At 69.1% G+C, this 20510-nt stretch carries 24 protein-coding genes, 2 tRNA genes and 2 other RNA genes; 19 read left to right on the top strand and 9 right to left on the bottom strand.

The features are described from left to right. Positions 1–12 precede the first annotated feature (12 nt). The 6 genes from amrB (at position 13) to ACYVK3_RS03750 (ending at position 7093) form a co-directional block, all read left to right on the top strand. Complete coding sequence (amrB, locus tag ACYVK3_RS03775) at positions 13–813, top strand: AmmeMemoRadiSam system protein B (RefSeq protein WP_460495907.1); 801 nt, start codon at positions 13–15, stop codon at positions 811–813. Between the two features lie 113 nt (positions 814–926). Next, the gene (gene lysS, locus ACYVK3_RS03770; RefSeq protein WP_460495935.1) at positions 927–2381 is read left to right on the top strand and encodes a lysine--tRNA ligase; all 1455 of its coding nucleotides are present in this window, start codon (positions 927–929) and stop codon (positions 2379–2381) included. Positions 2382–2657: 276 nt separating this feature from the next. Then, positions 2658–3011 carry a histone-like nucleoid-structuring protein Lsr2 gene (locus ACYVK3_RS03765; RefSeq protein ID WP_460495906.1) on the top strand — a complete coding sequence of 118 codons (354 nt, stop codon included), beginning with the start codon at positions 2658–2660 and terminating at the stop codon, positions 3009–3011. Between the two features lie 328 nt (positions 3012–3339). Further along, on the top strand, positions 3340–5952 hold the full coding sequence (locus ACYVK3_RS03760) for an ATP-dependent Clp protease ATP-binding subunit (RefSeq protein WP_460495905.1): 2613 nt from the start codon (positions 3340–3342) through the stop codon (positions 5950–5952). A gap of 92 nt (positions 5953–6044) precedes the next feature. Continuing rightward, complete coding sequence (gene cutA, locus ACYVK3_RS03755) at positions 6045–6389, top strand: divalent-cation tolerance protein CutA (RefSeq protein ID WP_460495904.1); 345 nt, start codon at positions 6045–6047, stop codon at positions 6387–6389. A 29-nt stretch (positions 6390–6418) separates the two neighbouring features. Continuing rightward, positions 6419–7093 carry a DedA family protein gene (locus ACYVK3_RS03750; protein ID WP_460495903.1) on the top strand — a complete coding sequence of 225 codons (675 nt, stop codon included), beginning with the start codon at positions 6419–6421 and terminating at the stop codon, positions 7091–7093. A 21-nt stretch (positions 7094–7114) separates the two neighbouring features. Here the strand turns inward: ACYVK3_RS03750 and ACYVK3_RS03745 are convergent, their stop codons facing one another. Next, positions 7115–8239, bottom strand: coding sequence for an LCP family protein (locus ACYVK3_RS03745; RefSeq protein ID WP_460495902.1), 1125 nt, complete (start codon positions 8237–8239; stop codon positions 7115–7117). Between the two features lie 113 nt (positions 8240–8352). Continuing rightward, positions 8353–9744 (bottom strand): NAD(P)/FAD-dependent oxidoreductase, encoded by a 1392-nt coding sequence (locus ACYVK3_RS03740; RefSeq protein ID WP_460495901.1) that lies wholly within the window; start codon positions 9742–9744, stop codon positions 8353–8355. A gap of 107 nt (positions 9745–9851) precedes the next feature. Here ACYVK3_RS03740 and ACYVK3_RS03735 point away from each other — a divergent pair, with 107 nt between their 5' ends. Further along, the gene (locus ACYVK3_RS03735) at positions 9852–10205 is read left to right on the top strand and encodes an ArsR/SmtB family transcription factor (RefSeq protein ID WP_460495900.1); all 354 of its coding nucleotides are present in this window, start codon (positions 9852–9854) and stop codon (positions 10203–10205) included. A 65-nt stretch (positions 10206–10270) separates the two neighbouring features. On the opposite strand, the gene ACYVK3_RS03730 is transcribed toward ACYVK3_RS03735, so the two are convergent. The 5 genes from ACYVK3_RS03730 to ACYVK3_RS03710 form a co-directional block, all read right to left on the bottom strand. After that, positions 10271–10678: a four-helix bundle copper-binding protein gene (locus ACYVK3_RS03730; protein ID WP_460495934.1), complete on the bottom strand. Its 408-nt coding sequence runs from the start codon at positions 10676–10678 to the stop codon at positions 10271–10273. Positions 10679–10901: 223 nt separating this feature from the next. Next, positions 10902–11669: an ABC transporter permease gene (locus ACYVK3_RS03725; protein ID WP_460495899.1), complete on the bottom strand. Its 768-nt coding sequence runs from the start codon at positions 11667–11669 to the stop codon at positions 10902–10904. Further along, positions 11666–12409, bottom strand: coding sequence for an ABC transporter ATP-binding protein (locus tag ACYVK3_RS03720; protein ID WP_460495898.1), 744 nt, complete (start codon positions 12407–12409; stop codon positions 11666–11668). The genes ACYVK3_RS03725 and ACYVK3_RS03720 overlap by 4 nt, the downstream gene beginning before the upstream one ends. Beyond that, entirely contained in the window at positions 12402–12962 is a 561-nt protein-coding gene (locus tag ACYVK3_RS03715) for a TetR family transcriptional regulator (RefSeq protein ID WP_460495897.1), read from the bottom strand. Before ACYVK3_RS03715 ends, ACYVK3_RS03720 begins: the two co-directional genes overlap by 8 nt. 296 nt (positions 12963–13258) lie before the next feature. After that, positions 13259–13348 (bottom strand) — tRNA-Ser (locus tag ACYVK3_RS03710). Between the two features lie 116 nt (positions 13349–13464). Here ACYVK3_RS03710 and ffs point away from each other — a divergent pair. Together ffs and ACYVK3_RS03700 are read left to right on the top strand one after the other, a co-directional pair. Beyond that, positions 13465–13558, top strand: an RNA gene (gene ffs / locus ACYVK3_RS03705) — signal recognition particle sRNA small type. Next, positions 13556–13631 (top strand) — tRNA-Thr (locus tag ACYVK3_RS03700). The genes ffs and ACYVK3_RS03700 overlap by 3 nt, the downstream gene beginning before the upstream one ends. Positions 13632–14458: 827 nt before the next feature. Here ACYVK3_RS03700 and ACYVK3_RS03695 read toward each other — a convergent pair. Together ACYVK3_RS03695 and ACYVK3_RS03690 are read right to left on the bottom strand one after the other, a co-directional pair. Beyond that, entirely contained in the window at positions 14459–15400 is a 942-nt protein-coding gene (locus ACYVK3_RS03695) for a DMT family transporter (RefSeq protein WP_460495896.1), read from the bottom strand. Further along, positions 15401–16210, bottom strand: coding sequence for a GntR family transcriptional regulator (locus tag ACYVK3_RS03690; RefSeq protein ID WP_460495895.1), 810 nt, complete (start codon positions 16208–16210; stop codon positions 15401–15403). Positions 16211–16325: 115 nt separating this feature from the next. Between ACYVK3_RS03690 and ACYVK3_RS03685 the strand changes: the two genes are divergently transcribed. The 10 genes from ACYVK3_RS03685 to ACYVK3_RS03640 form a co-directional block, all read left to right on the top strand. Continuing rightward, a complete protein-coding gene (locus ACYVK3_RS03685) occupies positions 16326–16862 on the top strand; it encodes a hypothetical protein (RefSeq protein ID WP_460495894.1) in 537 nt (178 codons plus the stop codon). A 91-nt stretch (positions 16863–16953) separates the two neighbouring features. Continuing rightward, complete coding sequence (locus ACYVK3_RS03680) at positions 16954–17130, top strand: hypothetical protein (protein WP_460495893.1); 177 nt, start codon at positions 16954–16956, stop codon at positions 17128–17130. Between the two features lie 98 nt (positions 17131–17228). Next, positions 17229–17420 (top strand): hypothetical protein, encoded by a 192-nt coding sequence (locus ACYVK3_RS03675; protein ID WP_460495892.1) that lies wholly within the window; start codon positions 17229–17231, stop codon positions 17418–17420. 84 nt (positions 17421–17504) lie between these two features. Continuing rightward, positions 17505–17705 carry a hypothetical protein gene (locus ACYVK3_RS03670; protein ID WP_460495891.1) on the top strand — a complete coding sequence of 67 codons (201 nt, stop codon included), beginning with the start codon at positions 17505–17507 and terminating at the stop codon, positions 17703–17705. Beyond that, positions 17704–17770, top strand: an RNA gene (locus ACYVK3_RS03665) — hammerhead ribozyme type II. The genes ACYVK3_RS03670 and ACYVK3_RS03665 overlap by 2 nt, the downstream gene beginning before the upstream one ends. Before the next feature lie 15 nt (positions 17771–17785). Beyond that, a complete protein-coding gene (locus tag ACYVK3_RS03660; protein WP_460495890.1) occupies positions 17786–17953 on the top strand; it encodes a hypothetical protein in 168 nt (55 codons plus the stop codon). A gap of 144 nt (positions 17954–18097) precedes the next feature. Continuing rightward, positions 18098–18592 carry a hypothetical protein gene (locus ACYVK3_RS03655; RefSeq protein WP_460495889.1) on the top strand — a complete coding sequence of 165 codons (495 nt, stop codon included), beginning with the start codon at positions 18098–18100 and terminating at the stop codon, positions 18590–18592. A 100-nt stretch (positions 18593–18692) separates the two neighbouring features. Beyond that, on the top strand, positions 18693–19061 hold the full coding sequence (locus ACYVK3_RS03650) for an RRQRL motif-containing zinc-binding protein (protein WP_460495888.1): 369 nt from the start codon (positions 18693–18695) through the stop codon (positions 19059–19061). Then, positions 19058–19297 carry a hypothetical protein gene (locus tag ACYVK3_RS03645; protein WP_460495887.1) on the top strand — a complete coding sequence of 80 codons (240 nt, stop codon included), beginning with the start codon at positions 19058–19060 and terminating at the stop codon, positions 19295–19297. The genes ACYVK3_RS03650 and ACYVK3_RS03645 overlap by 4 nt, the downstream gene beginning before the upstream one ends. Further along, on the top strand, positions 19294–20510 hold a 1217-nt coding region (locus ACYVK3_RS03640; protein ID WP_460495886.1), incomplete at its 3' end, for a DUF2637 domain-containing protein. The genes ACYVK3_RS03645 and ACYVK3_RS03640, both read left to right, overlap by 4 nt.

Raw genomic sequence — 20510 nt, 5'->3', positions numbered from 1 at the left:
AGACGCGAGATCATGCCCTCGACGAAAGCAGTCACCGTCAGGCCGCCGGCCGTCGCCGGCCGGTTCTACTCCGCGGACCCGACCCGGCTCCGGGCCGAGATCGCCCGCCTCATCGACGCCGTCGACACCGGAGGCGACCCGCTCGAGGCCGCCTACATCGTGCCCCACGCCGGGCACCGCTTCTCAGGTCCGGTCGCCGCCCAGGTGTACGCCCGCCTCGCCGCCCACCGCGACCGCGTCAAGCGCGTCGTCCTGGTCGGGCCGTCCCACCACCATCCGCTGCGCGGCTACGCCGCCGCGCCCTACACCGCCTGGGAGACCCCGCTGGGGCCCGTCAATGTCGCCGCCACCGGCGTCGTCGGCTCCTCCCTGCTCCCGCACGAGGTGGAGCACTCCCTCGAGGTGCAGTTGCCGTTCCTGCAGGTCGCCCTCGGCGACGGCTTCGAGATCACGCCCGTCGCCGTCGGCATGAGCCAGACGCCCGAAGCCGCCCGCATGATCGCCGCGCTCATGGCCGAGGCCGGCGAGGACACCGTCCTGCTGTGCTCGACCGACCTGTCGCACTACCACGACCTGGAGACCGCCGAGCGCATCGACGAGTCCACCGCCGAGGCCATCCGGGCCCTGCGGCCCAGGGAGATCTCCACCAGCCACGCCTGCGGTGTGTTCGCCCTGCGCGGCACCGTCGCCTGGGCCGACGCCACCGGCCGCCGCCCCCGGCAGCTCGCCCTCGGCACCTCCGCCGACGCCACCGGGCAGACCGACCGCGTCGTCGGCTACCCGGCGTTCGCCGTCGAATCGCCGCGCCTGTGATGCGACCCGGTGCGAAGAAACTCGCATGCTCGGCGGCGCGGCCGGCATTTACCCTGTAAGACGTGACCGAGCACGAGCAGACCACCGAGACCGGCGACGACCTTCCCGAGCAGATGCAGATCCGGCGCGCCAAGCGCGTCGAGCTCCTCGCCGCGGGCAAGCAGCCGTACGCCCTCGGCTACCCGAGGACGCACGCGCTGGCCGAGCTGCGCGAGCAGTTCGCCGGCCTGGGGGCCGGGGAGTCGTCCGGCCAGACCGTCTCGACGACGGGCCGCGTCATCTTCGTGCGCGTCGCCGGGAAGCTGTGCTTCGCGCGGCTGCGCGACGGCGACGGCACCGAGTTCCAGGTGATGCTCTCCCAGGGCAAGGTTGGCGCCGAGGCGCTCGACGCCTTCAAACGGCTGGTCGACATCGGCGACCATCTCGGCGTCACCGGCGAGGTCGTCACCTCCAAGCGGGGCGAGCCGTCGGTCATGGCCGACACCTACGAGGTCACCGCGAAGGCGCTGCGGCCGTTGCCGGTCGCGCACAAGCCGCTCGCCGAGGAGACCCGGGTGCGCCAGCGCTACGTGGACCTCATCATGCGGCCCGAGGCGCGCGCCGCCGCCCGCAATAGGGCCGCGGTCGTCCGGTCCATTCGCGAGCGACTCGCGGCGCGAGACTTCATCGAAGTCGAGACGCCGATGATGCAGGTCCAGCCGGGCGGGGCCACCGCCCGGCCGTTCGTCACGCATATGAATGCGTACGACATCGATCTGTACATGCGCATCGCGCCGGAGTTGTATTTGAAACGGTGCGTAGTCGGCGGCATCGACCGCGTATTCGAGATCAACCGGAACTTCCGCAACGAGGGAGCCGATTCCTCGCACTCGCCGGAGTTCGCGATGCTCGAGGCATATCAGGCCTACGCCGACTACCGCTCGATCGGCGCACTCACCAAGTCGCTCATTCAGGGCGCCGCCGAGTCCGTGTTCGGATCGACGACGGTCGAACTCGCCGACGGGTCGACCTACGACCTCGGCGGGGAGTGGGCCGAGACCACCCTGTTCGGCTCCCTTTCCGACGCGCTCGGAGAGACCGTGACCGTCGACACGCCGCTGGACCGCTTGCGCGCTTACGCCGACAAAGTCGAGCTCGGAGTCGACCCGATGTGGGGTCAGGGGAAACTCGCCGAGGAATTGTTCGAGCACCTCGTGGTCGACCAGCTCCATGCGCCGACGTTCGTCTACGACTACCCCGAGGAGACCTCCCCGCTCACCCGCGGTCACCGGTCCGAGCCGGGACTGACCGAGAAATGGGACCTGTACGTCCGCGGCTTCGAACTCGCCACCGGCTATTCGGAGCTGGTCGACCCGGTCGTCCAGCGCGAGCGCCTCGAAGCGCAGGCCAGGCTCGCCGCGAAGGGCGATGACGAGGCCATGCGCGTCGACGAGGACTTCCTGCGGGCGATGGAATACGGAATGCCGCCGACCGGCGGCATGGGCATGGGAATCGACCGCTTGCTTATGGCGCTCACCGGACTCGGTATCCGAGAGACGATCCTCTTCCCCCTGGTGAAACCGGAATAGCAATTATTGGGACTCCCCGCTCCAATTGACGGCGCGCAAGCTTCGCCGAGGCGGTCCAATTGGCGGCCCACAAGCCGCGTGCCGGCCTAATTGGCGGCTCGCAAGCGTGCCCGAAGGCGGTGACGGGCGTCGGGAATATTCGCGCCCGGAGGTGAGGAGAGCTGATCTTTTGCCGAGACCCTCTTTCGCTTCTCTAAGCGACTCGTATATGCTCTGGCATTAACAACGGTTGTGCCGGTAAGCGCGCTAGTCGCTTCTCATCGAGAGGAATTTGCCATGGCGAAGAAGACACAGGTCATCCTGATCGACGATATCGACGGCGGCAAGGCTGAGGAGACCGTCAAATTCGCTATCGACGGGCAGGCCTACGAGATCGACCTTTCCGCGGCTCACGCCAATGAGCTCCGCGAATCCTTGGCTAAATTCCAGGAGGCCGGCACCAGGCTCGGCCGCTACACCGTGGGAGTCGTCCGCGGTCCCTCGAGGGGCACCTCGACCCGTCGACTGGCGGTCGACCGCGAGCAGAACAAGGCGATCCGCGAGTGGGCCGAGCGCAACGGCAAGAAGGTCTCTCCGCGCGGTCGCATTCCGCAGAGCATCGTCGAGGAATACAACGCGGCGCACAACTAGCACTCAGCGCCGATCGGCCGAACGCCCGCTCCCGACACGGGGTCGCGGGCGTTTCGCTTCCCAGGGGCCCGGGTAGCACGAATCCGAGGCCCAATACCGGTTGTCGCACGCGCGAGGCACCATTGGACCAGTGGCGGCCCCGGAACGGACGCGGCATTGCGCTCACAGCGAACGTTGAGTCATCGGGAATGCACCACCAGGCACGCTTGTTGTCACCCACGTGGCACCCGGCGCCGCCGAGCTGGGGAGATAAGGTGTACCCACAGGGTTTTGCAAGCCACGACCAGTATTGACGACAAGAAGCGGCGGACGCGAGGAGCAGAAGCGCATGTTTGAACGGTTTACCGACCGTGCCCGACGCGTGGTTGTTCTGGCTCAAGAAGAGGCCAGGATGCTCAACCACAACTACATCGGCACGGAACACATCCTGCTCGGCCTCATCCACGAGGGCGAGGGCGTGGCGGCGAAGGCCCTGGAGAGCCTTGGCATCTCCCTGGAAGGCGTCCGTCAGCAGGTCGAGGAGATCATCGGGCAGGGCCAGCAGGCGCCATCCGGGCACATCCCCTTCACCCCCCGGGCGAAGAAGGTGCTCGAGCTGAGCCTGCGAGAGGCGCTCCAGCTCGGACACAACTACATTGGGACCGAACACATCCTCCTTGGCCTCATCCGTGAGGGCGAGGGCGTCGCGGCACAGGTGCTCATCAAGCTCGGCGCCGACCTCAACCGGGTCCGCCAGCAGGTGCTGCAGCTGCTGTCCGGCTACCAGGGCAAGGAACCGGCAGGCGCCGCCGCCGGCGGCACCACCGCCGAGTCGCAGCAGTCCGGCTCGCTCGTGTTGGATCAGTTCGGTCGCAACCTCACGCAGGCCGCCCGGGACGGCAAGCTCGACCCGGTCATCGGCCGCCAGCGCGAGATCGAACGGGTCATGCAGGTCCTGAGCCGCCGCACCAAGAACAACCCGGTGCTCATCGGCGAGCCCGGCGTCGGCAAGACCGCCGCCGTCGAGGGCCTCGCGCAGGCGATCACCAAGGGCGAGGTCCCCGAGACGCTCAAGGAGAAGCAGCTCTACACGCTGGACCTGGGCGCCCTGGTGGCGGGCAGCCGCTACCGCGGCGACTTCGAGGAGCGCCTGAAGAAGGTCCTCAAGGAGATCAAGACCCGCGGCGACATCATCCTGTTCATCGACGAGATCCACACGCTCGTCGGGGCGGGCGCCGCCGAGGGCGCGATCGACGCCGCCAGCATCCTCAAGCCGATGCTGGCCCGCGGCGAGCTCCAGACGATCGGCGCGACCACGCTCGACGAGTACCGCAAGTACCTGGAGAAGGACGCCGCGCTCGAGCGCCGCTTCCAGCCGATCCAGGTCGCCGAGCCGAGCCTCTCGCACACCATCGAGATCCTCAAGGGCCTGCGGGACCGCTACGAGGCGCACCACCGCGTCTCGATCACCGACGGCGCCCTGGTGCAGGCCGCGACGCTGGCCGACCGGTACATCTCGGACCGCTTCCTGCCGGACAAGGCGATCGACCTGATCGACGAGGCCGGCGCCAGGATGCGCATCCGCCGCATGACCGCGCCGCCGGACCTGCGCGAGATCGACGAGGAGATCGCCGAGACCCGCCGCGACAAGGAGTCCGCGATCGACGCGCAGGACTTCGAGGCCGCCGCGCGCCTGCGCGACGCCGAGAAGCGCCTGCACGAGAAGCGCACCAAACGCGAGCAGGAGTGGAAGGCCGGCGACCTCGACCAGGTCACCGAGGTCGACGAGGAGATGATCTCCGAGGTCCTCGCGAACTGGACGGGCATCCCGGTGTACAAGCTCACCGAGGAGGAGACCAGCCGCCTGCTCCGCATGGAGGACGAGCTGCACAAGCGGATCATCGGCCAGACCGACGCCGTCAAGGCCGTCAGCCAGGCGATCCGCCGCACCCGCGCCGGGCTCAAGGACCCGAAGCGGCCGTCGGGCTCGTTCATCTTCGCCGGCCCCTCGGGCGTCGGCAAGACCGAGCTGGCCAAGGCGCTCGCGGAGTTCCTGTTCGGCTCCGAGGACGCGCTCATCCAGCTCGACATGTCCGAGTTCCACGACCGCTACACGGTCTCGCGCCTGGTCGGTGCGCCTCCCGGCTACGTCGGCTACGACGAGGGCGGGCAGCTCACCGAGAAGGTCCGCAGGAAGCCGTTCAGCGTGGTCCTGTTCGACGAGATCGAGAAGGCCCACCCGGACGTGTTCAACACGCTCCTGCAGATCCTCGAGGACGGGCGCCTGACCGACGGCCAGGGCCGGATCGTCGACTTCAAGAACACGGTGCTCATCCTCACCACGAACCTCGGTTCGCGGGACGTCGGCAAGGCCGTCACGCTGGGCTTCCAGTCCGGCGACGAGGCCGAGAACGACTACGAGCGGATGAAGGAGAAGGTCCAGGACGAGCTGAAGAACCACTTCAGGCCCGAGTTCCTCAACCGCATCGACGACACCATCGTGTTCCCGAAGCTCTCCGAGCCGGAGATCGTCGAGATCGTCGACCTCATGACCAAGCGCATCGAGGACCAGCTCGCGAACCGCGACATGGCGCTGGAGCTCACCGACAACGCGAAGCTGTACCTGGGGCACAAGGGTTACGACCCGGTGCTCGGGGCGCGGCCGCTGCGCCGGACGATCCAGCGCGAGATCGAGGACGCGCTCTCGGAGAAGATCCTGTTCAACGAGTTCGTGGCGGGTCAGATCATCCTCGTCGACGTCGAGGGCGACCCGAAGGACATCGAGAAGGCGCACCTGACGTTCCGCGGGTCCGACAAGCCCGAGGGCATCCCGGACACGCCGCCGGCCGCGCTGGCCGGCGAGCGGGCTCCCAAGAGCCCGAGCGCCGGGACCGGCACGATGCCGCCGAAGAGCCCGGGCGCGGGCCCGCGCGGCGGCATGGCCGGAGAGGGCGGCGCCTAGCGGCGCGGCGACCAGCGCATGAGTGAGACGGGGCGGGACCTTCGCGGGTCCCGCCCCGTCCGCTTCCCAGCCGGAACCCAGAAGGAGAAGACGTGGACGAAGTACCGAATCCCGAACCGATCTGCGAGGTCGCGGTGACCGGTCCGCGCACCAGCCTGATGCAGCGGATGGTCGAGACCCTTCTGTCCGAGCGGCTCGTCGCGTGCGGGCAGCGATCGGACTGGGTGCATTCGACGTACCGCTGGGACGGCCAGACCGAGCACCAGCCCGAGGAGCGCGTCCGCTTCCACACCAGGGCCTCGCTCGTGCCGACGATCGTCTCCCGCGTCGAGGAGCTCCACCCGTACGAGGTGCCGTGCGTGATCGCTCTGCCGGTGATGGCGGCCAACCCGGCCTACCACCTGTGGGTGATCACCGAGACGACCGCGAAGCCGTGAGCTCGGGCGGTCACGGGCGCGCATGCTCGGTGACGGCCTCGCAAGCGTCGCCCGCGACCGCGGAATACGACGGGCTCATCGGCCGGGTGCTCGCCTTGATGTCCGATTTCGGCGAGGCCGGGGTCGGTCTGGCGCTGGTGATCGAGACGGTCTTCCCGCCGGCGCCGAGCGAGGTCATCCTGCCGGTCGCCGGTTTCCTCTGCTATTCGGGCGAGATGAACTTCGCCCTGGTCGTGCTGTTCGCGACCGCCGGATCGATGCTGGGCGCCTACGGGTACTACTTCGTCGGCGCCGCGATCGGGCGCGAGCGCACGCGCCGCCTGTTCGCGAAGCTGCCGCTGTTCGAGGTGCGCGACTTCGACCTGTCCGAACGGGCCTTCGACCGGTGGGGCGCCGTCGCGGTCATGGCCGGCCGCTGCCTGCCGGTGGTGCGCAGCGTCATCTCGATCCCCGCCGGGATCGCGGGGATGCCGATCGGAAGGTTCTCGCTCTACACGCTCATCGGCAGCGCCGTGTGGAACTCGGCCTGGGCCGGTTTGGGCTTCGCGTTCGGCCCGCGGATCGAGCCGACACTGAGCCGGTACAGCGAGCTGCTGAGCACGATCGTGCTCGCGGTCATCGGCGCCCTGTTCCTCTGGTTCGTCGTCGCCCGCACGATCAAGCTGATCCGCCGGGACCCCGACCAAGGCGCCGGGCCCCGGTAGGGCGCCGGGCCCGGGACCGGTCTACTGGCTCGTACCGGCGCTCGCCGAGTCGGTCGCGGTCGTCGTCTCCGCGGTGCAGACGGGCTTGTTGTCGCTGTTGATGTATTCGGGGTACTGGCATTCCCACTCGTCGAGCGTGTCGTTCTGCAGCGCCGTCCACAGCGCGTCGGCCGCGACCTCGTAATCCGACGCCTCGGGGATGACCACGTAGGAGATGCCGTTGATGGTCTCGGTGGTCGAGGGCGTCCGGATGGCGGTCATCGACGCGGGGTCGACGTCGCGCATCGCGACGATGAGGTCGGTCAGCTGCATCCCGCCGAGGTCGACCGTGAGCTTGTCACCGAAGCCGTTGAGCAGCTCCACGGCCTGGGCGGGGTTCTTGTGGTAGCCGAGCTCCTTGGCCCGCTTCAAGATCCCCAGGATGGCCTGCTGCTGCATCTTCTGGCGTCCGTAGTCGCCTCCGCGTCCTTCCGCCCAGTCGGAGTCCCAGCCCCAGCCCTTGCGCTGGCGCACCAGGTCGAGGGCCTCGTCCTTGTTGTACTCGGCGCAGCCTTCGGGGTAGGTGCGCCGCTCGCCGTGGATCGAGGTGATCTCGTGCCAGGGGCACAGCTCGATGGTGCCCAGCTCGTCGACCAGGTCGATGAATCCCTCGAAGTTGGCGATCATGGCGCCGTCCCACTGGATGCCGGTCAGGTTCGAGATCGTGGTGGCGGTGTTGGCGAAGCCGTCGGCGCGGGTGTCGCCGCCGCCGGAGAAGGCCTCGGTCAGCTTGCCCGAGCACATCGGGTCGCACGACTCGATGTCGACGAGGAGGTCGCGCGGGAGCGAGACGATGCTGACGTCGTCGAGCTCGGCGTTGATGTGGACGATGATGGTCGAGTCCGACCGGCGCCCCTCGCCCTGCTCGTCCACGCCGAGCACCAGGAAGTTCAGCGGGCCCTCCACGTCGGGACCCGTGTCGACCGCCTTGACCTGTTCGGGCAGCAGCTCCTCGGTCTGGACGGCGTCGTTGACCAGGTTGAGGCTCAACTGCGCGGCGACCGCGCCGCCGCCGGACACCACCATCACCATTGCCCCGGAGATGACCATCCCCTTCGCCCACCAGGGCGAGACGGCCTTCGCCGCGTGCTTCCTCGGTCCGCTCACTTGTCTCCCCAGTCGCCAACGTCTACCGAGCAGTACACGCGTTGGAGGCCGGTATCGGTTGCATGGCAGGCCGCCGAATCCGCCTTGGATCCGGCGGCCGGACAGGCTCGTGACTAACGGCTTCCGTCTTGCGACGCACCGCAGCAGGCGCCGCCGCCGACCTGAGCCAGTTCGAGGCCTTCGCCGCTGCGACCGTGGGGCACGCCGGTGGCCAGGCCGCGGCCCTCGGTGGCGAGCGCGAGATCCGAGGAGCACACGCCCGTCTCGGGCAGGTCGAGCTCGACCGCGTCGGCCGAGGCCCGGTCGCCGGCCAGAGCCGCGGCGATGGAGCGGACCTGCTCGTAGCCGGTGGCGAGCAGGAACGTCGGGGCGCGGCCGTAACTCTTCATGCCGACGAGATAGAAGCCCTCGTCGGGGTGCGCCAGGTCGGCCTCGCCGTGCGGTGGGACGGTCCCGCAGGAGTGGAAGTTCGGGTCGATGAGCGGGGCGAGCCGGGACGGCGCCTCCACCGTGGCGTCGAGGTCGAGGCGGAGCTCGCGGAGCATGCCGAGGTCCGGCCGGAACCCGGTGGCGCCGGCGACCTGGTCGGCCTCCAGCTTGCGCTCCTCGCCGTCGGCGCGGCCGACGACGATGACGGCGCCCTCGCCCGCCGGGCTGAACCGGTCGATCGTGAAGGCGGTGACCAGTTCGATCCGCCCGGCCTCGACCAGGGCCTTGAGCCGGGTGCCGAGCGCGCCGCGCGCCGGCAGGGCGTCGCCCTCGCCGCCGCCGTACAGGCGCGCGGGCGTGCGGCCGCGGATGGCCCAGGTGACGCGGGTGCCGGGCTCGGCCTCGGCGAGCTCGCCGAGCGACAGCAGCGTGTTGGCGGCCGAATGGCCCATGCCGACCACGAGGGTGTGTCGACCGGCGAAGCGGTCGCGGTCGGCCCCGAGGACGTCCGGCAGGGGACCGGCCGACCACGCGGCGGCGGCGTCCTCACCGGGGGCGGCGAGACCGTGCGCGCCGAGCGGATTCGCGTGGCCCCAGGTGCCCGAGGCGTCGATGACGGCGTCGGCGACGACATCGGTGTACTCGCCCGCGGCGGTGCGCGTGCGCAGCAGGTACGGACGGCCCTCGCGGTCGAGCGTGCGGGTCTTGTCCGCGCCGAGGCGGGTCACCGCCACGACGCGGGCGTCGAAGCGCAGGCGCTCGGCGAGGCGCGGCACGGCGGCGAGCGGCGCGAGGTAGTCGTCGACGAGTTCCCGCCCGGTCGGCAGCGCGTCGGGGTCGGGCGCGGTCCAGCCGCGGGACTCGAGGAGGCGGCCGGCGGCGGCGTCGACGTCGTAGCGCCACGGCGAGAACAGGCGCACGTGGCCCCATTCGGCGATCGCGGCCCCGGCTCCGGGGCCGGCTTCGAGGACGATCGGTTCCAGGCCCCGCTCGAGCAGGTGGGCGGCGGCGGCCAGGCCGACCGGACCGGCCCCGATCACTGCCACGGTCCGCGGGGGACTGCTGGGGTTCGACATGGAGACCTCCGTGCGTTCGGGTGACCGCGCCGATCGCGATCACATCAACCAAGGCAATTAATATCAGCAATAACTGTTGATAGCAAGCTATGTGGTTTACTTGACGCATGAGCCGCCTGATCGAGATCGAGCTGACCGACGTCACGGCCGAGCCGGACGCGGCGGTGGTCGAGCGCGCCCGCGACCTGGCGCCGCAGTTCAAGGCGCTGGCCGATGAGAACCGCCTGGCGATCGTGCTGCTGCTCTCCGAACGCTCCCGCACCGTCCGCGAGCTGACCGAGGCCACCGGGCTGGCGCAGACCCTCGTCAGCCACCACCTCGCGCCGCTGCGCGATCTCGGCCTGGTCTCGGTGACCCCCAAGGGCCGCAGCAACGTCTACTCGCTGTGCTGCGAGGCGTTCTCCGCACCGATGCGCGCACTCGCCGGCCTGTCCGCCCCCGCGGACACCGGCCGCTCCTGAGCCGAAACGCGAACGGCGCGGCGGCCCCTTTCGGAGCCGCCGCGCCGTCGACGTCCGGGCGCGCCTCAGCCGAGCGAGCTCAGCAGGTCACGGCACGCCTGCTCGCACTTGCGGCACTCGTCCGCGCAGTGCTCGCAGTGGGGCATGTGCGAGGCGTGCTCGGCGCAGATGTCGCCGCACGACTTGCAGGCCATCGCGCACGCCTCGAGGACCGCGCGGGTGAGGTTGGCGTCGTAGCCGGTGTGGCGCGAGAGCACCTGCCCGGTGGTGAAGCAGATGTCCGCGCAGTCCAGGTTCGAGCGGATGCACTTGGTCAGCGAGGCGACGTCCTGTTCGCTGAGACACGCGTCGGCGCAGGCCGTACACGCCTGCGCGCAGGCGTAGCACTCCCTGATGCACTCCGCGAGCTTCTGCCGGTCGATGTCCCCGAGGTCGGCCGGGTAGGTCTGAAGCATGTCGTCCACAAGAGTCATGAAGATCTCCTTTCGGCTGTTGCCGTCCCGGAGCGGCCTGGGGCGGATCATGCCGGGTCCGGCCTCCGCGAGGGTGGGCGAAGCGGCGGGTCCGGTGGCGAGCATCGTCGCGGCGAGCGCGGCTCCGGTGATTGACTTTGGGATGCCGTCGGCGCCCCTTGACGTCCTCACGTTAGCGAGCGAACGTCTCGTTTTCAGGGGATTCGTGGAATGGCGGCGCTAGCTAACGGTCGAGCTGGAGCCGGTTCCAGGCCCACGCGGTGAGCGCCGCGAACCCGACGGCGAAAGCGGGGGCCAGCGCGAGTTGGGCGCCCGCGACCTCGCCGGGTCGCAACGCCCACAGTGACGGTGCGGCGATCGGGACCCAGGCGCTCGCCGAAGGGAGGGCGACGACCGCGACTTGGGCGAGGACGATGAGTCCGATCGTGGTCGCGATGCCGGCCATCGGTCCGCGTCCGAGTGTGGCGGCCCAGGCGGCAGGAGCGGCGATCAGACCGCTCATGGCGCACAGTGCGAAGAGGCGGCCGAGCCCGGTCACGGCCGGAACGTCGAGGCCGCCGAGCCCGATCGCGAAACCGGTCAAGGCCACGAGGCCGGTCAGGACCGCCGCCGCCGTGACCGACCATCCGAAATGAACGATGAACTTGGCGGCCGTCTGAGCGGTGCGCGATACGGGCAGTGCGAGCAGGCCGTAGACGGTGCCGTCGGTGAACTCGCGCCCGAAGACCCAGCTCAAGGTGACGCCGAACGCCAGGAGCGCGCCGGCGGCCACGATCTGGGTCACCGTGGCGACCATGAGCGGCCATCCGGTGGTTCCGGCGGCCTGGCCGAGCTTGGCGGTGATCTGGTCGTTCCCGGCCTCGACCGCGGCGGTCAGGGAGGCGCCGAGAACCCCGGTGCCGACGACCAGAAGTACGGCTCCCGCGTGCAGCACCCGGGCGGCCGCGGCCTTCCGCGCTTCCACCCACACCGCGGCGCGCAGGCCGTTCACGAGCGGCCGCCTTGACCATCGGCGCGCCGTTCGTCGTCGCGGAGCACGAGGTCGAAGAACGCCCGCTCCAGTTCGGCACCGGCTCGGTCGAGCGTGCCGATGATCCGGCCGCGGTTCACCACCGAGATCCGGTCGGCGATCCGGGCGACCTCGTCGAGGTGGTGGCTGGACACCAGGACCCCCGCGCCCCGGTCGGCGCGCTCCCGCAACGTCTCGCGCAGCGAGATCACGCCGGCGGGATCGAGGGCGTCGGTGGGTTCGTCCAAGATCATCAGTTCCGGGTCGGCGACGAGCGCGGCGGCCAGGCCCAGGCGCTGACGGTTGCCCTTGGACAGGCGCGAGGCACGCGTCCGTTCGTAGCGGGCGATGCCCATACCGGCGATGATCGCGTCCACCGCGCCCGGCACGGCGCGCCTGCTCAGGCCGCGCAGCCGTGCGGCCACTTCGAGATTCGCGCGGAGGGTCAACTCGGGGTAGGCGAACGGGCTGTCGAGCAGATGCCCGACGTGGGCCCATGCGGCGGCGGGCATCCGGTCGACCGGTACGCCGCCGATGTGGACCGATCCCGAGTCGAGTCGGATCATGCCGAGCGCGGCGCGCATCAGGGTCGTCTTGCCCGCGCCGTTGAGGCCGACGAGGGCGTGCACGAGACCGGGTTCGACCCGCAGCGTCACACCGAGCACGCCTGCCGCAGGACCGTAGGCGCGGACGGCGTCGTCGACGCGCAGTCGGTCAGGCATGGCCGCCGTCCAGGACGTCCAGTGCGGCGCCGATGCTCTCGGTGAGGGTTCGCCGCGGATCCTCGGCCCATGCGTACAGCGCGGCGGTCACCGCGGCCAGCACGGTCTGGGCCGCGACTCGGGCGGTGAAGGGATCGGCGCCGTCCGCGGCGAGGCGTTCGGCGATGGCGGCCGACGTCACCTCGTTCTGGATGACGGCTGCGGCACGGAGCGCGGGTGTGCGGGCGACGAGTCCGGTGCGCCGCCGCGCCGTCGCCAGATCCTCCTCGGACAGTCCCGACAGCGCCGACCGCAGGCCGCGCACGGCGCGTGCCAGCGGGGCCTCGTCGCGCGGTCGGGCGCCGACGGCCTCGGCGATGACCGGGTCGAACGGGTCGGCCAGGACCGCCTGCTCCTTACTGCCGAAGTGGCGGAAGAACGTCATCTCGGTGACCCCCGCCTCCCGCGCGATCTGGGCGACGCTCGTGGCCTCGAAACCGCGCTCCTCGAACAGCGTCAGCGCGCATTCGCTCAGTCGCATCCGCGTGCGCTCGCGCTTCGAACCAGGTGACATCGACATAATGTTAGTTCATAACATTTCTGGAGTCAACGCTCTGCCGGGCGTGGCCGGCCACCGCCGTCAGGGTTCCGGTCACGGGAGGTCGGTTCGGGGCGCGGGCGGACGAAGATGCTCGGGACTTCGTCGAGCGTTGGGCTTGGCCGGTGACGCGGTCGCCGGAGGGCGGCGTGAGCTGCTGGAGGTCCGGTTTCGAGCGCCGTTGCGCAGATACGGCGCTGCCGCGCCGTCTGATGACGACGCGGCAGCACTCTGGGCGTTATTGGCGTGAACAGTCTCACTGTTCCGTCTCTTGGCGGAGGATAGGGGATTCGAACCCCTGAGGGCTTTCACACCCAACCCGCTTTCCAAGCGAGCGCACTAGGCCACTATGCGAATCCTCCGCGGGGTAGCTTACCCGACGACGAGTGCGAGCGGCCGGAGGGTGAAGCGCCGTGATGTCGATGACTCTGCTCCCGCGCCCGGCTTGGGGATGCGCGGCCCGTGAGGTACGCTATTGCCCGTCCCTCATGCGGCGTCATCTTGTGAACCTCCCCAGGGCCGGAAGGCAGCAAGGATAAGCGGGCTCTGGCGGGTGCGTGAGGGACCCGGCCGCCTTAGCTCAGTCGGCAGAGCGATTCACTCGTAATGAATAGGTCGACGGTTCGATTCCGTCAGGCGGCTCCAAGCGTAGAGCGAACAAACCGCCCGTCTAGCAGGCATTGCGCCGCTAGGCGGGCGGTTTTGCGTGTGCGGCTGAGTGCGTGGCTGTGCCATTGAATGCGAGTGGCTGTGGATACACGGTGGATACAGATTGAGCGCCAGCGGGGGCAACGGCGCAACTGCATCTCTCTCATATTGCAATGTATTTATATATACACACTGAGGGTCATAGCGCGTCGTTTCGACGCGCACCGTCCGGGTTTGCTGAAACATGGGGAGTTTCGGCAGGTCAGAGTCCCAATTCACCCTTATCTCACCTAGGGTAGTCCGCTGTTCGGGCCTCAGAATGGCTCTCAGAGGGTTGTGTTTCCGCAGGTCAAAGGCATGGCGTCGCTCAGCACCCCTATGTTTCAGCTTCCCTGGTAGCTGCCATCAGGGATGTTCGAACGTTCGTACGCATCTCTGGTTTCCGCAGGTCAGAGGCTTAGGGATGCGTGAGATGCGCGGGATGCGTCGGACGCGCATCCCGACTTCACGACTCAGATGTTGTGGTCCTCGCGAAAGTCAGATCAGCCTGCGACGAGTTTCGTCCGTGTGGGCCTGGAGCGGCCACGGCTTATCCGTCCATGTGACATAAGAGCGCCCGCCGAGGGCGGCGAGGCATTCGTCAATGGAATCGAACCGGAGATCCTCGAACGTGTCGCCGCCTGGTCCGCCTTGGCGGCCCCAGACGCGCACGAGAACGGATCCGTCCTCCCACGCCCAACCGAGGGCAAGTCCGTGGGGAGATGGCTCCAAGGTTCCGCCACGGGGAGAGGGCTGAAACCGTCGCGATCCTGGAGGAATTTCGATCATGTGTTTGATAATAGAGCCGACTGCTCGCCCTTTTCATGGCTATCGGTGAGTTGCTGAGACGCTGTACGGTCAGTCCTCCGAAGCCGGGCGGCGACTAGAACAACGACCATGCCCGCGATGACTTGAACCTCCGGTCGCTCGCCGAGTGCGACGACGCCCAGAATGACGGCGACCACCGGCAGCAGGTAGACCACGATGGAAGCCGCTGTCGGGCCGTCGTCTGTGATGATCCGGTAGTTGAGGATGTAAGCGATGCCGGTGCCGAAGACACCGAGGACGGCGATAGCGAGTATCGGACCTGGCTCCCAGTTCGGCGAAGGCCAACCAAAGAGTGGCACTACGGCAAGCGTGACGGCGGAGGCGCAGACCAACTGCCCGGCTGCCATTCTGAGGACCCCAAGCTCGCGCCTGGCGAGGAAGCGACCGATATATACGTAGCTGACACCGTAGGACGCTGCTGCCGCGAGGCAGGCTAGGCCGCCCCAACTGGCAATGTCGGTGCCGTAGCGCCAAGGCGAGAAGATCAGGAGGACTCCGGCAAAGCCGAGCGCAAGACTCCAAGCGTTCTGGCGTGCCGAAGCTCCGCTGCGATACGCGAGCACCGTGAACAGCACTGTCCAGAGCGGTGCGGAGGCGTTGACGACGCCCGCCGTAGCGGATGCGACAGTCTGCTCTCCGATGCTGAACAGCAGGTAAGGAATTGCGTTGCCGAATACCGCTGCGACCGCGAGGTGGCCCCACGTAGACCGGCCGTTCGGCAGCCGAAGGCCACGAGCGTACAGAATCGCTACGAGGGCTGCTGCCCCGAGCAGCATGCGCAGCAAGGTGATCTGGACGGGAGAGAATCCATCCAGACCCACCTTAATCCACAGGAAGCTCGAACCCCAAAGCCCCGCCAATGCGGCGACGCGAAGTGTTCCGAGGTGGCGAAGTGCCAACTAGTCCTCGATTCGAATCCGGTAATCGAGCCCGTTGAGGTCGGCTCGCATGGTGAAGCAGGTGACCTCGAACGGCCGGTCATCCTGGTCGATTCCGGTGTGAACGACCTCGATGACCGGCACGCCAGCAGGGATGCTCAGTCTCTCGGTCTCATCTGGGTCTGGCATGCGAGAAGAGATCTCCTCTCTGATTGACGCGATGCGGTGGCCTCGGTCCTCGAATCGCGCGTACAGGCTGCCCTTACCCATGTCGGCTGAGTCTGCGAGCACGGTTCTCTCAGCGATCTCCCATGGGATGTAGGTGACACCGACCTGCACCGGCTCGTCGTCTGCGTAGTACCAGTTCTCGCGTCGTACCACGGACTCTTCATCGTGCGCGACGTCGAGTCGCTCGGCGATCTCGGGTGGAGGCTGGACCCTCTCGATGGCAGTGCAGTCGACCCGCGCGGACTTGCCTTGCCTCTGGACTTCGGCGCGATAGGGAGAGAGTCCGGTCTCTTCTCGAAGGCGGTTCGAGTATCGCTCGGCTCCGAGCCTGAGCAGCTTAGGCTTCTCGCGCACGACGGCGCGCGCCTTGTTTCGGGTGACTACCAGCCCTTCGGCCTCAAGGATCTTGATGGCCTCGCCGGCAGTGTTCGGGACGACACCGTACTGCGCTGCCAGGTTGCGCCGAGACGGCAGCTTGGCGCCCGGCTGGAGTTTCCCATTGCGGATGGAGTCCCGAAGGTCTTCAGCGATGCGACGCCTCTCCGTCAGCTCGCTGGCCGGGTTCGAGCGGGCCTCACTCGGTTCACTGGATTGATCCGTCATGCGTTTCACCTCGTTAACCACCTTATCTCATCTGACTTGCGCCAGATGCTTGCGCGTGCTGAACGCCTCATGCTATAACTGACTTAAGCCAGATCTGACTTAAGCCAGATGAGACATGGAGGTTCAGATGGGTTTTGACGGTTCGCATCCGGTGGCGTCGGCGGCGGCGCGGTTGTGCCGCACCGAGCACGGTCACTCGCCTTCGTGGGAGGACGTGGCTTGCCCGCAGTGCTGGGAGTCGGCGCTGCTGGCGGACAAGGAAGCCGCGGTTGGGGCCGGTCTTGACGGCGAGTGCCCGGCTGACCCGGAGCTGGTGGATGAGGTCGCGGTGGAGCGGGCGGTGGCTGGCGAGGCGATCGAGCTGACCGTGGCGGAGTGGCAGGAAGCGAAGCGGGCGTTGATGCAGCGGCACCAGGTGTGCGTGCGTCACGCCCGCTTTCTGCTTGCCCGGAACGTGACCGTGATCGATGCGCTCGGCTCGCCGCTGGAGGCGCCGATGCTTGGCGTCGCCGCCAAGGGCTCGGCCTCTCCGGCTCGGGTGGTGACGCTCGCAGCCCGCGCCAGGGCTCGCCGCCGTTCGAGGCGCCGCGCTTGGACGCGCGCCGAGCTGGCTGGGCCGGACGCGGCTTCGGTGGCCGCTACAGCGGCGTGAGGGCGAAACCAGGCCGCCGCGCCTGGTCCGGTGCCGGGTGGCTCCCGGCCCGCTGATGAGCCAAGCCGCAAGTAGCACAGGGAGAACTGTCATGGCGAATACCCCCAAGCCTGAGCGCAAGATCGCCAAGCGAATCCAGACCGACATCCGTCAGGGCGCGAAGTCCAAGCAGGCGCACCGAGAGTTCAGCCAGAAGGTGCCGGAGGCCAAGAAGGCCGGTCAGATGGCGCGCCTGTTCCCCAAGCCCAAGGGAGGCGTCATCAAGTAGGCGAAACGCCCGGCCTCACAGGGGTCTGGCGTCCGGGCATCGGGTGGCTCCCGTCCCGCTGATGAGCCAAGCCGATTGATCGAAAGGGGTTGGTCCTGATGGGTCAGACGACCAACGATTTCTGGGCCGCGAAGCACCGTGACCACGAGTTCAAGCTGCAGCGGGCCGCGCAGGAGCGTCGTGCGCGTGAGGCGCGGGAGGAGCAGGCGCGCAGGCGCGATGAGGAGAAGCGTCGCCAGGCCGCTGAGGCGGCGCGGCGCCGGATGGACCAGGCGCGCCGCAGGCGCTAGGGCGAAACGGGCCTGTGGGTCCGTCCGGTGCCGGGTGGCTCCCGGCCCGCTGACGAGCAAAGCCGAAACCGCAAGGGAGACAGCATGTCCAAGTATCTGGATGCCGCCGCCGCATTGGTCAAGAAGGCCGCCGACGACAACGAGCAGCGCTGGGGCTCGACGCCCGGCGCGGCCGAGAGCGGCCGGGTGGAGTTCGCGAAGCTCTACGCCCTGCTCGCCGCCGTCGACAAGGGTTTGATGCCCGAAGCGGTCGCCGAGGAGATCTACGGCCAGCTCAATCGCTAGGCGAAACCGGCCTCCGGGCCGGTCCGTCCCGAGTGGCGTCGGGGCGCTGATGAGCCAAGCCAGACACGAGAGGACATGACATGGGCAACAAGGCTTCCGAGAACGGTTTCTCGCGGGTGATCGAGCCGCCGCGCAACAACTCCGACAAGGAGTGGGCGCGCTGGCGGCGTGACCACGAGCAGGCGAGTGAGGACCACAAGCGCTGGGCGGCCGAGGAACGGCGGCGTAAAGCGCCGGGCCACCGATAGGCGAAACGGCCGGGCCTGCGGGCTCGCGCCGTCCGGTGCCGGGTGGCTCCCGGCCCGCTGATGAGCCAAGCCAGACAGCACAAGAGCCCGACTCCCCGAGTTGCAGCAAGCGGAGCCGGGCACCTTCACAGGAAGGCAACTCTAATGAACCACACCGATCCTGACGGCGAGGCGCCCGCCTGGCTGTTTGAGGCCCTTGACGGCGCTGACCGCGTCTTCGAGCATGAGGCAGCCTTGCTGCGGCGGCGCCTGTACCGCGAGGCGCTGACGGCGGCTATGCGCGCTCACACCCCGGCCGGGCTGCCCGAGCTGGAGTGGCGCGCTTCCCGCTGGGATGAGGGCACCGTTCATGTCTGGGCGCGGCCGACCGCCGGGCGCGTCATCTGCCTGTTCGAGGAGGAGATCCGCCAGGGCGCGGCCGACTGCGCCGCCTGGCTGGCTGCCCTGGAGGGTCCGGCGATGACCGAGACGGTCAGCCACTCCGAGGGCCACCTGACCTTCCAGGCCCCGCTCCGTCTGGCCGGCGTCGGCTTCATTCTCCGCTTCGACCCCTACACCGACCAGATCGGCGCCGACGCGGTCCGCCGGATCGTCGCCGAGAGCGCCGGGTCGATCGCGAGCGTCGGAGGTGTCCGGTGAGTGCCTGGCGTGTGACGTGCCCGAACTGCGGTGGGAGCCACTATGCCTCCACCTGCACGGCCAAGCCCGGCAAGGCCGCCCTTGTGGAGGCGGTGTAGCGATGGCCTTCCGCGCCGAGTTCGACGACCCCGAGGGCACCCGGTTCGGGTTGCCGACGTTCAACTACCGGCACGCGCCCCGCGGCTTGGCCACGCGCCGTCAGCTCGCCGCCAAGGGGCTCACCCCCGGCCGCCAGGACATCGCTGCGCAGATCCTGTGGTGGCGCGGCAAGCGGCGGGCGTACCTGTACCGCGAAGACCTCGCCCGGCCTAAGCGCGAGGCGACGCCCGCGCAGCTGCGGGCGCTCATGCGCGCCTGGGTGGCGCTGTCGACATGCCCGACGTGCCGGCGGGAGTTCGACCACTACATTCCGCGCCGCTTCGGCGAGTGCCTGGAGTGCCACCAGGCCGGGACGGGGGCGGCCCGATGAACGTCACCACCGCCGCCTTCAACGCTGACTTTCCCGCGTTCGCCGCGCTCGGCGCCGCTGAGCTGCTGGAGCTGATCGAAGAGACCAACACCGCCCTAGCCGAGGCCGCGCGCGGCCGGATCGCGGCCGCTGACGCGCGGTTCGAGGCCGTGTGCGCCCGGCTGGGCATCACCGACGAGATCGAGCCCCTCGCGCGAGCGGTGCGGGCCCTACCCCTGAAGGAGGGAGACCGATGACTACACCAGTGACCACCTACGCCGAGGCTGATGCCCGCGCTAAGGTCAGCCGCCTCGCCGCGTCGACGGAGGCGAAGATCGCCACGCGCGATGCCGAGGTCGAGCGCAAGATCCGCGCTAAGGAAGCTGAGACCGAGCTGGCGCTCAAGCGCGCTGAGGCGGCCCTGGCGGAGCGGCAGGCCAAGGCCGCCGCCAAGGACGCCGAGGCGGCCCGCAAGTCGCAGCGGCGCACCCAGCGCCGCCAGGCCCGCGCCGAGCGGCGCGCCGAGGCCACCGCCGCCGCCCTCGGTTATGTGCGTGGCAACGCTCCGGCGGTGTACTCGGCGGGCATCTACGCCATGGCCCTGTACGTGGCCGTGTCGGGGCAAGTCTCGGTCGCGGTCGAACGCGGCTGGCCGATCGCGATCGGCATCGGCATGGCCGCGTTCCTGGAAGGCACCGCGTTGTCGATGGCGCTGACGGCGCACCAGCAGCGCCTCAAAGGCGAACGCGCCCTCACCCCCCGCGTGATGACCTGGGTTGCCGCCTCCTTCGCCGCCGCGATCAACTTCGGCGCGCACGCCGACGACCTGGTCATGGCCGCCGTCCTCGGCGCCTCCTCGCTGGCCGCGATCGTGGTCTGGGAGGTCCGCTCCGGCGCCAAGCACCGCGACGCCCTCCGCAAGCTCGGCCTGATCCCCGAGCCGCCGGAGCGGTTCGGGTGGCGCCGCTGGCTCCGCTACCCGCGATCCACCTTCGCGGCCTGGTCCCTGGATGTCCGCTCCCGCGTCGGGACCGGCGCGGCGGCGCTGCTCGCCCGCGTCGAGGCCGACCGGCAGGCCCGCACCGAGGCCCTGGCCGCCGAGCGGCGCGAGGCCGAAGCGGCCCGTACCGCTGGGCGCGAGGCGAAGGCTGCCGAGAAGGCCGCCCGCCGGGACGCGGCCAAGCTCGCCCGGTCCGAGGCCAAGGCCGCGAAGCAGACCGTCAAGACCGAGTCCGCCGACCGGTCCGACGCCGAGGTGCCCGCCAAGCCGCGTCGCAAGGCCCGGACCGGTACGGGCAAGGCGAAGCGGACCGGTCGGGCGCACGCCGTCTCGGACGCTGCCCTGGTCGACCGGTTGCGGGCGATCGCCGATCAGACCGGTCAGCCCGTGTCGCTCAACCGGGCCCGGACCGAACTGGGCGTCGGGACCGGTCGGGCGAAGCGGCTGCTCGACCTGGCTGCCCAGCCTGC

The organism is Glycomyces tarimensis, from assembly GCF_054776215.1.
Note: the sequence above shows the minus strand (reverse complement) of the source record. Positions and strands in the feature narration are given on the sequence as shown.